We start from the raw sequence: 14211 nt of genomic DNA, 5'->3' as shown, positions 1-14211 counted from the left end.
TAGTCAAGATTCGTGTTAGAATAATTTTTCAAATTGAAGGACAGAGGTAGACAAGGAGAATCACTGTGGTAGAATTGGGAATTTCAACATTTGGAGAAACAACGGAGCTTGAAGGGACTGGACAGACTTACAGTCATGCCGAACGTATTCGCCAGTTGGTGGCGGAGATTGAGCTGGCTGATAAGGTTGGTTTGGATGTGTATGGGATTGGTGAGCATCATCGAGCAGATTTTGCGGTATCAGCTCCAGAGATTGTACTAGCAGCTGGGGCAGTCAATACCAAGAAAATCCGTTTGACCAGCGCAGTTAGTATTCTCTCGAGCATGGATCCGATTCGCTTGTTCCAACAGTATGCTACTATCGATGCTTTGTCAAATGGACGTGCGGAGATTATGGCTGGAAGGGGTTCTTTCACGGAATCTTTTCCCTTGTTTGGATATGATTTGAAAGACTACGAAGCCCTTTTTGATGAGAAATTAGACTTGCTCCAGTTAGTCAATGAAAAGACCAAGTTAGACTGGCAAGGTCGCTTGACCCAAACAATCTCTGGTCAAGAAGTCTATCCTCGTCCAGTTCAGGACAAATTACCCTTGTGGATAGCGACAGGTGGTCATGTCGAATCAACAGTGAAGATTGCTCAGGCAGGCCTACCGATTGTCTATGCTATTATTGGTGGCAATCCGCGTTATTTTAAAAAGTTGATTCAGGCTTATCGTGAGATTGGGAGCGAAGCGGGTCATGCCAGTCATGAACTAAAGGTTGGAGCCCATTCTTGGGGGTGGATTGCTGAGGAGGGCGAGCAAGTGGTAAAAGATTATTTCCATCCGACTAAGCAAGTGGTGGATGCTATTTCCAAAGACCGTCCGCACTGGCAGGAATTGCGTTATGAGCAATATTTGGAGCAAGTTGGGCCAAATGGTGCTATGTTTGTGGGCAATCCAGATCAGGTGGCCGAAAAATTGATTCGCATGATTGAAGACTTAGGTTTGGATCGTTTTATGTTGCACCTATCGCTTGGTTCTATGCCACATGAACAAGTCCTGAGAGCTATTGAACTCTTCGGAACGCAAGTGGCACCGAAAATCCGAGCTTACTTTGCCATGAAAGAGGTTTAATAAAAAATCCTAATCGAGCTTATTAGGACTACAAATATTGTGCAAAAATCAATCCCCCGAGCGTTAAGGCTTGGGGGATTGTTCTATAGGAGGGCTAGTTTAGTTCTCTTTTTTGTTTTTTAGCAAGAACCCGAGACCTAGAAGGGCAAGGAGACTAATTCCTGCAAACAGGAGTTTGTGATCATTTTTGGTTCCTGTATTTGGTAGTTTAGCTTGTGAATCAGCTGTAGCTTGGTTAGGTTTATTTTCTGCATCAGCTACTTTTGTATCTGGTTTTGCAGAATCAGGTTTAGTTTGTGGAGCTGGAGTTTGCTGTTCCGGTTTGACTACTCGGTTTGACATATTGTCTTGGCTGTTATTTTGCCCTTGTTCTTGTTTTAAGCTAGAAAGGTCAAATTCTGGTTTTTCTTCCACAGCTGGGGCAACGATGGCACCGCCTTGAGAGATTCTAAGAACAGTAGCTGTAAGGGCGTTTAATTTCAAGCCTTTTTCAGTCCATTCGAGTCCTTTCGGGTTGGCAATTCCGACTGGCCCTGCTTGGTTTTCATCTGCTAAAACTTCAGCATTTCTTAGATGTGCAAAGGCAGTTCCCAAATTAAATTCACGAGCTTTTTCGTCCGCATTGACAAAGACTGCGTAGATATCTCCGTTTGGAGCAGTGATTTGGTAGCCAATCACTACATCCTCTTTTGCCACGCCATTTTGTCCTGGAACAGTGATGAGGTGGACACGGTCCTTGATATCTTTAAGACTCTTGAGTCGGAAGGCATCTGTAGATTGACGAAGGGCAATCAACCCTTTCATATAGTCACGACTCTTGACATTTTCAGGATATGCTTTTCCATCTGTAGCCTTAGTCCAGTCAAACTTGTTAATAGCATCACTCGAATCGTAAGAGTCATGGATGAAGTAAGGATAGTCAAACGGATTGCCGTCCTTATCACGCAATAAGTGAGATTTGTTTGGAACTTTGTCCTCTGCTACTGGAGTCTTGTAGGCTGGATCACGGAATTGTTTGGTGCGACCATATTCCTGACCAGAGTGGATAAATGGAGTTCCTTGAGCTGTCAAGACCATGAGGTTTCCAAGTCGCAAACGACGATGAATCTCAGCATAGTTCTCGACCTTGCTTGGATCTTTTTTAATAGACTGAGCGATGATGTCAAAGAGAGTCAAGTTATCATGGGCTGCGATGTATTGGATGACATCTCCAGGGCTGTCTGCTTCAAAGTTGGTTGGTTGAGCAATCAGATTTTTGAAGATAGTATTGATATCACGTTTGCCACCTGTGATAAAAGCAGGTTGACCTTCATTTGGATAACCAGATTTGAGGTTGTTACGGATGTCATCTGAGAAGACAGCGACAGTATCGGTATGTTTCATCCAATCTTGGTCAGCAGCTTTAGTAGGCATATTTTCATCACCGGCATAGGTTCTCCAACCTTCGCCTAACATGATTAGATTTGGATTGAGGGCGCGTGCAGCCTTGTAAGCTTCTTCGATAGAAGCGGCGTCATGGTCTCCCATCATATCGAAGCGGAATCCATCCACTTTGTAGGTATCAACTAGGTATTTGATAGAGTCAACTAGGAGCCGTTTGGTCATATGGTGGGTTGTTCCCAAACGTCCACCACCAAAGCTAGTTCGAGGTGTTCCATCGGCATCCATAAAGTGGTAGTAGTTTGGTTCCAAATCTTCAAAGATATCGACTTTGGCTGTGTGGTTATAAACGACATCTAGGATAGCTCCCATGCCACGTTTGTGGATTTCGTTGATGAGGTTTTTAAATTCTGCGATTCGTTTTTCTGGATTCTTAGGATCGCTTGAGTACATACCAGTCAAGGAGAAGTAGTTTTGAGGGTCATATCCCCAGTTGTAGTTGCTGTTGCTTGAAGCATAGTCAGACAAGCGTTCATGGTTTTTCAACTCATTGACAAAGTAGTAAGACAAGACTGGAAGGAGCTGGATGTGGGTTACACCCAAGTCTTTTAGATAGTCTAGTTTTTCGATAAAGGCTTCAAAAGTACCAAATGGTTTGGTCAAGTCTTTTGCAATGGCCGGATCTGAAGTGAAGTCACGCACATGAGCTTCGTAGATAACGGCATCTTCACGAGTCTTGAAGTTGTGAATCTTACCATAAGTCAAGTCTTGAGGTCCTAGTTTAGCTGGATCTACAAAGGCGGCTTTAGCCACTTTATGGGCATCGTCAATCTTGGCATCGTCACTATTCCAAGCAGCGAGGGACTTAGCGTAAGGATCGAGTGCAAGAACAGTTTTCCCTTGACGCTCGATTTGGTATTGATAATAGTAGCCAGTGAAATCAGTGATTCCGAGTTTGTTTGTGCTATCTAGAGTTTGTTTCCAAGTTCCTCTTTCCCCTTTTTCAAGAGCGACAGTTCCAACTACTTTGTCAGGGTCATTCTTGTCGTAGACAACGACAGAAACCTTATCAGCACTTGGTGACCAAAGGGTCAAATCAACTTGTTTTCCTTCTTCTTTTAGGTCAGCTCCCAGTTTGCCATCATAACTGTAAGTCTCATCTTTCAGGCGCCAGCTTGTTTTGGTAGTGAATTGGTCGGAATTGTAGCTAACAGTATATGGATGTTTTGTGTCAGAGAAATCTCCGCTGTAGGTCACTTTCTTACCAGCTTCATCGATTGCAACATCGGTGATAGTTACTTTGTTTCCTAGGTGATTAGTGATGTTGGAGTGCTTGAGGATATCTTCTTTTTTGGCACCGACTAGTGTTGAAAAACTACTTTCAATGCTAGAAGTTCCTACATGTTGGGCACCTGTCATACGGATATCATGGACATAGTATGGATTTGTGTAAATCGATTCATCATCGTCTTTTAGGAAAATTTGGCTATGATTTTTCAAATCTGTAAACTTATAATCTTCTTTACGGATTTTCACGTCGTCTCCTTTTTTGCTCTCATCTAGTAATAAAAAGCCGAATTCTTTGGCGGCATCCTTAAGAGGAATGTCGATATAGCGGCCATATTTGCCTGTAGCTGTAAAGTCTGTTCCGTCAGGCCATTGAGCGCTACTTGGATTTTTCACATCTCCCCAGTACCAGAGAGATTTCTTGTCATAGTTGCCATCTGTACGGTAGTAGTTGACGCGAATAGTTCCTGCAGGTTGTGGCTCGTAAGAGAAAACCTTGTGATCTTGGTCTAACCAAGCCTCATTCATCTTTGGTGCCAGTTTTTCTACCGATTTATCGCCGGTTAGATTTTTTCCAGCTGTATTATTGATGAGGAAGCTAATTTTTTTGGCTTGTTCTCCCTTTAATTTGACATCTAGGTAGTAGCCGTAGTCATCTTTTTTGGCATCCTTAAAGGACAGGGCTCCGTTTGGCCAATTTTCAGAAGGTTTTTCAACATCATCCCAAGTCCATAGTCCTTGACTATCCTTGTTTTCTTCAGGAAGTTTTTTGACATGGATACGGAAGTAGTTGTCTTCGATTGGCTCTTCTGCCTTAGTTTCAGTTGTTACTGGATTCGTAGAAGTAGTTGGTTCACTTGAACGATCTTGCCCGGTTTGTGGTGCTGAATCGGCTGGGCCTGCAACAGGAGTAGTTGGCTCTGTTGCAGGTTTTTCTTCTTTTTTCTCTAGGGAAGCGTTTGCATTGTTAGGTGAAGAAAAATCGCTTTCTTTCTTACCAGTGCTCGTTGCTGTATCAGTAAGAGGTTGGGCAAGGGCAGTAGTAGTTTCACTATTACTTGCGTTAGTGGTTGGTGTATTTTCGTTGGCTGAGATAGTTGGTGTAGCCATGGCAAGTAGGACAAGGCTTGCTCCAATAAGGACAGAACCAGTTCCATTTTTGAGGGAACGGATGCTGTAGACCATTTTTTTCTCAGTTTGAGCTGGTGTTTTTCTCATGATGATTCTCCAATCAATAAATTTCTATATCAGTATAGCATGTAGTAAAACAATATGCAAGCGTTTTCTCAAAATTAAAACAAAAGAAAATCGCAACAGGTTTTGCTACGATTTAGCTAGTATTTCTTATAGGAAAAGATTTTGTCAAAAAATCGTTAATCCCCTTGAAAAATCTAGCTAAATAGGGTATAATATGAGTAATCATTTGTCGTAGGTTTTGTCTGAAATATTGTCCAGACAAGGCTCACAGCAGTTAAATCTTCTGAAAAAGTCAGATTTAGCTGCTCTTTTTGTGCTTTTTTTCAGGAATTTGAGTACTTGTAACAAAGACTTAAAGATTCTGAAAATTTATCAAAGGGACACGGTGATAGGGGTTTTACAACCATATGACGATTAGAAAGCCTGATTGACAAGGCTTGGAACTTATTTACAAAGGAGAATCATCTTGGCAGGACATGACGTTCAATACGGGAAACATCGTACCCGTCGTAGTTTTTCAAGAATCAAAGAAGTTCTTGACTTACCAAATTTGATTGAAATTCAAACTGACTCATTCAAAGATTTCCTAGACCATGGTCTTAAGGAAGTGTTTGAAGATGTATTGCCAATTTCAAACTTCACAGACACAATGGAGTTGGAATTTGTTGGATATGAAATCAAGGAACCAAAATACACGCTAGAAGAGGCTCGTATCCACGATGCTAGCTATTCAGCACCAATTTTTGTAACCTTCCGCTTGATCAATAAAGAAACAGGCGAAATCAAGACTCAAGAAGTATTCTTTGGAGACTTCCCAATCATGACAGAGATGGGTACTTTTATCATCAATGGTGGTGAACGTATCATCGTATCTCAGTTGGTCCGCTCACCAGGTGTTTACTTTAACGATAAAGTTGATAAAAACGGTAAAGTGGGCTACGGTTCAACGGTTATCCCTAACCGTGGAGCTTGGTTGGAACTTGAAAGTGACTCAAAAGATATCGCCTACACTCGTATCGACCGTACTCGTAAGATTCCATTTACAACCTTGGTTCGTGCCCTTGGTTTCTCAGGTGATGATGAAATCTTTGATATCTTTGGTGACAGCGAATTGGTTCGCAACACTGTTGAAAAAGATATCCACAAGAACCCAATGGATTCTCGTACAGACGAAGCCTTGAAAGAAATTTACGAACGCCTTCGTCCAGGTGAGCCTAAGACTGCTGAAAGCTCACGTAGCTTGCTTGTGGCTCGTTTCTTTGATCCACGTCGCTATGACTTGGCAGCAGTTGGTCGTTACAAGATTAACAAAAAACTCAATGTCAAAACACGCTTGCTCAACCAAACAATTGCGGAACCATTGGTAGACCCTGAAACAGGCGAAATCTTGGTAGAAGCTGGTACAATCATGACTCGTAGTGTGATTGAAAGCATTGAAAACCATTTGGATGGTGATTTGAACAAGATTGTTTACATTCCAAATGATGCTGCGGTTGTGACTGAGCCAGTTGTTCTTCAAAAATTCAAGGTTGTTGCTCCAACTGATCCAGACCGTGTTGTAACTATTATTGGTAATGCTAATCCAGATGACAAGGTTCGTATCGTCACTCCTGCAGATATCCTTGCTGAGATGAGCTACTTCCTCAACTTGGCTGAAGGGCTTGGCCGTGTAGATGATATCGACCACCTTGGGAACCGTCGTATCCGTGCAGTTGGTGAATTGCTTGCCAACCAAGTACGTCTTGGACTTTCTCGTATGGAACGTAATGTCCGTGAACGTATGTCTGTCCAGGACAACGAAGTCTTGACACCACAACAAATTATCAATATCCGTCCTGTAACAGCTGCGGTTAAAGAATTCTTTGGTTCATCACAGTTGTCACAGTTCATGGACCAACACAACCCACTTTCTGAGTTGTCTCACAAACGCCGTTTGTCAGCCTTAGGACCCGGTGGTTTGACACGTGACCGTGCTGGATATGAAGTACGTGACGTGCACTACACTCACTACGGTCGTATGTGTCCAATCGAGACACCTGAAGGACCTAACATCGGTTTGATCAATAACTTGTCATCTTACGGACACTTGAACAAGTATGGTTTTGTTCAAACACCATACCGTAAGGTTGACCGTGAAACAGGTGTTGTCACAAACGAAATCGTTTGGTTGACAGCCGATGAAGAAGATGAATTTACTGTAGCACAGGCTAACTCTCGTCTGAATGAAGATGGAACATTTGCTGAGAAAGTTGTCATGGGACGTCACCAAGGGGTCAACCAAGAGTATCCAGCGAATGTTGTTGACTACATGGACGTATCACCAAAACAGGTAGTTGCCGTTGCGACAGCATGTATTCCTTTCTTGGAAAACGATGACTCCAACCGTGCCCTCATGGGAGCCAACATGCAACGTCAGGCTGTGCCATTGATCAATCCTCAGGCACCTTACGTTGGTACTGGTATGGAGTACCAAGCAGCCCACGATTCAGGAGCTGCTGTGATTGCTCAGTATGATGGTAAAGTTACTTATGCAGATGCTGACAAGGTAGAAGTTCGTCGTGAAGATGGTTCATTAGACGTTTACCATATTCAAAAATTCCGTCGTTCAAACTCAGGTACTGCCTACAACCAACGTACGCTTGTTAAAGTTGGTGATGTCGTTGAAAAAGGCGATTTCATCGCTGACGGGCCTTCTATGGAAAATGGAGAAATGGCGCTTGGACAAAACCCAATCGTTGCCTACATGACTTGGGAAGGTTACAACTTCGAGGATGCCGTTATCATGAGCGAACGCTTGGTTAAAGACGATGTCTATACATCTGTCCACCTTGAAGAATACGAATCAGAAACACGCGATACAAAGCTTGGGCCTGAAGAAATCACTCGCGAAATTCCAAACGTTGGGGAAGATGCCCTTAAAGACCTTGACGAAATGGGTATTATCCGTATCGGTGCTGAGGTTAAAGAAGGTGATATCCTTGTAGGTAAAGTAACACCTAAGGGTGAGAAAGACCTTTCAGCTGAAGAACGTCTCTTGCACGCTATCTTTGGAGACAAGTCTCGTGAAGTTCGTGATACTTCTCTTCGTGTACCACACGGTGCCGATGGTGTTGTTCGTGATGTTAAGATCTTTACACGTGCAAATGGAGATGAGTTGCAATCAGGTGTTAACATGCTGGTTCGTGTCTACATCGCTCAAAAACGTAAGATCAAGGTCGGAGATAAGATGGCCGGACGTCACGGAAACAAAGGGGTTGTCTCTCGTATCGTTCCTGTAGAAGATATGCCTTACCTTCCAGACGGAACTCCAGTCGACATCATGTTGAACCCACTTGGGGTGCCATCACGTATGAATATCGGTCAGGTTATGGAGCTTCACCTTGGTATGGCGGCTCGTACTCTTGGTATCCACATCGCAACACCAGTCTTTGACGGAGCAAGTTCTGAAGACCTTTGGTCAACTGTTAAAGAAGCAGGTATGGATAGCGATGCCAAGACAATCCTTTACGATGGCCGTACTGGTGAACCGTTTGATAACCGTGTTTCTGTCGGAGTCATGTACATGATTAAACTCCACCACATGGTTGATGATAAATTGCACGCGCGTTCAGTTGGACCTTACTCAACTGTTACTCAACAACCACTCGGAGGTAAAGCTCAGTTTGGTGGACAACGTTTCGGTGAGATGGAGGTTTGGGCTCTTGAAGCCTACGGTGCGTCAAATGTCCTTCAAGAAATCTTGACTTACAAGTCTGACGATATCAACGGACGTTTGAAAGCTTATGAAGCTATTACAAAAGGAAAACCAATTCCAAAACCAGGTGTTCCAGAATCCTTCCGAGTTCTTGTAAAAGAATTGCAATCTCTTGGTCTTGACATGCGTGTCCTTGACGAAGATGATCAAGAAGTGGAACTTCGCGACTTGGATGAAGGAATGGACGAAGATGTCATCCACGTAGATGACCTTGAAAAAGCCCGCGAAAAAGCAGCACAAGAGGCTAAAGCAGCCTTTGAAGCTGAAGAAGCTGAGAAAGCAACAAAAGCGGAAGCAACAGAAGAAGCTGCTGAACAAGAATAAGCAGTTCACTTAGAATAGAAAGGGAAGAAATAGTGGTTGATGTAAATCGTTTTAAAAGTATGCAAATCACCCTAGCTTCTCCAAGTAAAGTCCGTTCATGGTCTTATGGAGAAGTCAAAAAACCTGAAACAATCAATTACCGTACCTTGAAACCAGAACGTGAAGGACTCTTTGATGAAGTTATCTTTGGTCCTACAAAAGACTGGGAATGTGCTTGTGGTAAGTACAAACGCATTCGTTACAGAGGGATTGTTTGTGACCGTTGTGGGGTTGAAGTAACGCGTACGAAAGTTCGTCGTGAGCGCATGGGGCACATCGAGTTGAAAGCTCCTGTATCTCATATCTGGTACTTCAAGGGGATTCCAAGCCGTATGGGCTTGACCCTTGATATGAGCCCTCGTGCTCTCGAGGAAGTTATCTACTTTGCGGCTTATGTGGTGATTGATCCTAAGGATACACCACTTGAGCACAAGTCTATCATGACAGAGCGCGAATATCGTGAGCGCTTGCGTGAGTATGGTTATGGATCATTCGTTGCCAAAATGGGTGCCGAAGCCATCCAAGACCTTTTGAAACAAGTAGATCTTGAAAAAGAAATTGCTGAACTCAAAGAAGAGTTGAAAACAGCGACTGGACAAAAACGTGTCAAAGCTATCCGTCGTTTGGATGTTTTGGATGCCTTTTACAAGTCTGGAAATAAACCTGAATGGATGATTCTCAACATCCTTCCGGTTATTCCACCAGATCTTCGTCCAATGTTGCAGTTGGATGGTGGTCGTTTTGCTTCATCTGACTTGAATGACCTTTACCGCCGTGTTATCAACCGTAACAACCGTTTGGCTCGTTTGCTTGAGTTGAATGCACCAGGTATCATCGTTCAAAATGAGAAGCGTATGCTTCAAGAAGCGGTTGACGCTTTGATTGACAATGGTCGTCGTGGTCGTCCAATTACAGGACCAGGTAGCCGTCCATTGAAATCATTGAGCCACATGCTTAAAGGTAAACAAGGACGCTTCCGTCAAAACTTGCTCGGTAAACGTGTTGACTTCTCAGGCCGTTCCGTTATCGCCGTTGGTCCAACTCTTAAGATGTACCAATGTGGTGTGCCACGTGAAATGGCAATCGAGCTCTTTAAACCATTCGTGATGCGTGAAATCGTTGCCCGTGATATCGTGCAAAACGTCAAAGCTGCTAAACGCTTGGTGGAACGCGGAGATGAGCGTATCTGGGATATTCTTGAAGAAGTGATCAAAGAACACCCAGTGCTTTTGAACCGTGCACCGACCCTTCACCGTTTGGGTATCCAAGCCTTCGAGCCAGTCTTGATTGATGGTAAGGCCCTTCGCTTGCACCCACTTGTCTGTGAAGCCTACAATGCCGACTTTGACGGGGACCAAATGGCCATCCACGTACCGCTTTCAGAAGAAGCTCAAGCAGAAGCTCGTATCTTGATGCTAGCTGCTGAGCATATCTTGAACCCGAAAGATGGTAAACCAGTTGTTACTCCATCTCAGGACATGGTTTTGGGTAACTACTACTTGACCATGGAAGAAGCTGGTCGTGAAGGTGAAGGAATGGTCTTCAAGGACCGTGACGAAGCGGTTATGGCCTACCGTAATGGTTATGTTCACCTCCACTCACGTGTTGGTATTGCAACAGACAGCCTCAACAAACCATGGACAGAAGAGCAAAAACATAAAGTCTTGCTTACAACAGTTGGTAAAATCCTCTTCAACGACATCATGCCAGAGGGTCTACCATACTTGCAAGAACCAAACAATGCCAACTTGACAGAAGGCGTTCCAGCTAAATATTTCTTGCCACTTGGTGGAGATATCAAGGAAGCTATCAGCAATCTTGAGCTTAATCCTCCATTCAAGAAGAAAAACCTTGGAAATATCATCGCTGAAATCTTCAAACGTTTCCGTACGACAGAAACTTCTGCCCTACTTGACCGTATGAAGAACCTCGGTTACCACCACTCAACTCTTGCAGGATTGACAGTGGGTATTGCCGATATCCCAGTCGTTGATGACAAGGCTGAAATCATTGAAGAATCACACAAACGTGTAGAACAAATCACAAAACAATTCCGTCGTGGTATGATCACAGACGACGAGCGTTACAATGCTGTTACAGCTGAATGGCGTGCTGCCCGTGAAAAACTAGAGAAACGTTTGATTGCCAACCAAGATCCTAAGAACCCAATCGTTATGATGATGGACTCTGGAGCTCGTGGTAATATCTCAAACTTCTCACAGCTTGCCGGTATGCGTGGTCTGATGGCGGCTCCGAACGGACGTATCATGGAATTGCCAATCCTTTCAAACTTCCGCGAAGGTTTGTCGGTATTGGAAATGTTCTTCTCAACTCACGGTGCGCGTAAAGGTATGACCGATACGGCCCTTAAGACAGCCGACTCAGGTTACTTGACTCGTCGTTTGGTTGACGTTGCCCAAGACGTTATCATCCGTGAGGACGACTGTGGAACTGACCGTGGTCTCTTGATCCGCTCTATCGCAGAAGGAAAAGAGATGATCGAGTCACTCGAAGAGCGTCTCAATGGTCGTTACACTAAGAAAACTGTTAAACATCCAGAAACTGGTGCAGTTATCATTGGTCCAAATGAATTGATTACAGAAGACAAGGCGCGTGAAATTGTTAATGCTGGTGTGGAAGAAGTGACTATCCGTTCTGTATTTACATGTAACACTCGTCATGGTGTCTGCCGTCACTGTTATGGTATCAACTTGGCGACTGGTGATGCGGTTGAAGTTGGTGAAGCAGTTGGTACAATCGCTGCCCAATCTATCGGGGAACCTGGTACACAGCTTACAATGCGTACCTTCCACACGGGTGGGGTTGCCTCAAATACCGATATCACTCAGGGTCTTCCTCGTGTCCAAGAAATCTTTGAAGCACGCAATCCTAAAGGGGAAGCGGTTATCACAGAGGTGAAAGGACAAGTTACGGCTATCGAAGAAGATGCATCAACTCGTACTAAGAAAGTCTTTGTTAAGGGTGAAACTGGTGAAGGTGAATATGTTGTTCCATTTACCGCCCGTATGCGTGTCGAAGTTGGGGACCAAGTAGCGCGTGGTGCTGCTCTTACAGAAGGTTCTATCCAACCAAAACGTCTCCTTGCAGTTCGTGATGTCTTGTCGGTTGAAACTTACCTTCTAGGTGAAGTACAAAAAGTTTACCGTAGCCAAGGGGTAGAAATCGGTGACAAACACATCGAGGTAATGGTTCGTCAAATGATCCGTAAAGTCCGTGTCATGGATCCAGGAGATACAGACCTTCTCATGGGTACCCTTATGGATATCAATGACTTTACAGATGCCAACAAAGATGTTCTTATCGCAGGTGGAGTTCCAGCGACAGGTCGCCCAGTCCTTATGGGAATTACCAAAGCCTCACTTGAAACAAACAGTTTCTTGTCAGCGGCTTCCTTCCAGGAAACAACTCGTGTCCTTACAGATGCGGCTATCCGTGGTAAGAAAGACCATCTCCTTGGACTTAAAGAAAATGTTATCATCGGTAAGATCATCCCAGCAGGTACTGGTATGGCTCGTTACCGCAACCTTGAACCACATGCTATCAACGAAGAAGAATACCTTAATCCTCCAGTAGAGGAAGAAGGAAATGAAGAAACAACAGAAGTAGTTGTGGATACTGCCGTTGAAACTGTGGAAGAAACAGTAGAATAAAAGCAGATGAGAGAGCCTTCGGGTTCTCTTTCTCTTTTCTGAAAACTTTCTCCATTTTTCCATGAAATGTGGTAAAATAAAAGAAAGAAGCTGACAAAGGAGACGGGTATGGAACAAACATTTTTTATCATTAAACCAGACGGTGTAAAAAGAGGATTAGTGGGTGAGGTGTTGAAACGCATCGAACAGCGTGGATTTACAATCGAAAAATTGGAGTTGCGTTTACAGGTTTCAGAAGAGTTGATTGACCAGCACTATCAGGACTTGGTTGGCCAAAGTTTTTATCCACCGATTCGTGAATTTATGACTTCAGGCCCAGTTATTGTGGGTGTTATTTCAGGTCCCAAAGTAATTGAAACTTGGCGGACTATGATGGGAGCGACTCGTCCAGAAGAAGCTTTACCAGGCACTATTCGAGGTGATTTTGCAAAAGCTGCTGGAGAAAATGAGGTTATCCAAAATGTTGTACATGGTTCAGATTCAGAAGAGTCAGCTAAGCGAGAAATTGCTCTTTGGTTTTAAGAGTGGATTGGCTCAATCAATTGGTTAAAAGCCCATTTGAATAGAAAGTATAGTCAATTAGTTTAAGACATGACGCATGATATCAAACTTTTTAGTTTTTGATATGGTGCGTTTTTTGATTAAGTGACTATTAGTTCGTCTCGCTCCGCTAGGTGCGAGACAAAAAAATCACCCGCTATGCGGGTGCGCGTCGAAGGTTATACCAAAAAAACTCCAAACGCGATACAATAAAGGTGTTCAAGCCAATTGTAAAGTGAAAGGAGAAAAATATGGCACAAAGGGTTCTTTTGTCCTATTCTTGTTTCAATTGACTATATTTCTATACTTTTTCTTTCTCTGTGAAAATCGCAAGTTTTTCCCACTTTTTCTCAATACTGAAACAACATCTTTCCAGAACTTCAATAATTTCTTTTTGTGTTAAATCATTATTTAACTAAATCTTTGGAGGCAATACGTTTTCAAAGCTACTTTTTTACCATAGGTTTTGAACCTTCAACACAGATTACTAAGCCAAAAATGCTCTAAATTTTTGAAATTCTAACAAATTCCACTCAACTTTATCATCATCTTTGACTTTCACAATGTCTTCCTCAAAATAACATGGAATAAAGATAGTTTTCTTTTGAAACGGTTGTAGGAGGAAAATCTCTCCTACACTATTATTGATTCTGAGAGAAAATTGCAAAATATCATCTACCAAACTTTCAATTATTAAGATTTTTTGCAGTTTATCTGAATTAGAATCGCAAGGCTTCTCAATAATATAATTGTCGAATTTTTTCATTCTAACTTCCTCTCCACTATTTCTTCCTTTATCAAGAAAAAGTTACCTCAATATTAATAAAGTACAATTCTAAATTAACTCCAATTATTGATTCATTATAATATTTCAGTAACTCATCGTGCAATTAAAAACAAGGAT

The 14211-nt window shown here is 43.0% G+C and carries 6 protein-coding genes; 4 read left to right on the top strand and 2 right to left on the bottom strand.

Annotation, left to right across the window (positions count from 1 at the left end; all coding sequences use genetic code 11):
* Positions 1 to 65 precede the first annotated feature (65 nt).
* On the top strand, positions 66 to 1115 hold the full coding sequence (locus CYK18_RS05265) for an LLM class flavin-dependent oxidoreductase (protein ID WP_101785497.1): 1050 nt from the start codon (positions 66 to 68) through the stop codon (positions 1113 to 1115).
* Positions 1116 to 1214: 99 nt separating this feature from the next.
* Here CYK18_RS05265 and CYK18_RS05260 read toward each other — a convergent pair whose 3' ends face one another.
* Positions 1215 to 5000, bottom strand: a complete 3786-nt coding sequence (locus CYK18_RS05260) for a pullulanase (RefSeq protein WP_101785495.1) — start codon at positions 4998 to 5000, stop codon at positions 1215 to 1217.
* Between the two features lie 445 nt (positions 5001 to 5445).
* Between CYK18_RS05260 and rpoB the strand changes: the two genes are divergently transcribed.
* The 3 genes from rpoB to ndk all read left to right on the top strand — a co-directional run bounded on the left by rpoB (position 5446) and on the right by ndk (position 13289).
* The gene (rpoB, locus tag CYK18_RS05255) at positions 5446 to 9057 is read left to right on the top strand and encodes a DNA-directed RNA polymerase subunit beta (protein ID WP_101785493.1); all 3612 of its coding nucleotides are present in this window, start codon (positions 5446 to 5448) and stop codon (positions 9055 to 9057) included.
* A gap of 32 nt (positions 9058 to 9089) precedes the next feature.
* Entirely contained in the window at positions 9090 to 12767 is a 3678-nt protein-coding gene (gene rpoC, locus CYK18_RS05250) for a DNA-directed RNA polymerase subunit beta' (protein WP_000228746.1), read from the top strand.
* A 108-nt stretch (positions 12768 to 12875) separates the two neighbouring features.
* Complete coding sequence (ndk, locus tag CYK18_RS05245; protein WP_101785491.1) at positions 12876 to 13289, top strand: nucleoside-diphosphate kinase; 414 nt, start codon at positions 12876 to 12878, stop codon at positions 13287 to 13289.
* A gap of 505 nt (positions 13290 to 13794) precedes the next feature.
* Here the strand turns inward: ndk and CYK18_RS11195 are convergent.
* Positions 13795 to 14073, bottom strand: coding sequence for a hypothetical protein (locus CYK18_RS11195; RefSeq protein ID WP_000712968.1), 279 nt, complete (start codon positions 14071 to 14073; stop codon positions 13795 to 13797).
* Positions 14074 to 14211 lie beyond the last annotated feature (138 nt).

The sequence above is a fragment of the Streptococcus mitis genome (assembly GCF_002860865.1).
GTDB classification, from domain to species: Bacteria; Bacillota; Bacilli; order Lactobacillales; family Streptococcaceae; genus Streptococcus; species Streptococcus mitis_AT.
The sequence above is the reverse complement of the archived record's forward strand: the minus strand, read 5'-3'. Positions and strand labels throughout refer to the sequence as shown.

Bases quoted from the DNA above. Each gene is read 5' to 3' on its own strand.
- CYK18_RS11195 (WP_000712968.1), bottom strand. From the start codon at position 14,073: ATGAAAAAATTCGACAATTATATTATTGAGAAGCCTTGCGATTCTAAT.
- ndk (WP_101785491.1), top strand. From the start codon at position 12,876: ATGGAACAAACATTTTTTATCATTAAACCAGACGGTGTAAAAAGAGGA.
- CYK18_RS05260 (WP_101785495.1), bottom strand. From the start codon at position 5,000: ATGAGAAAAACACCAGCTCAAACTGAGAAAAAAATGGTCTACAGCATC.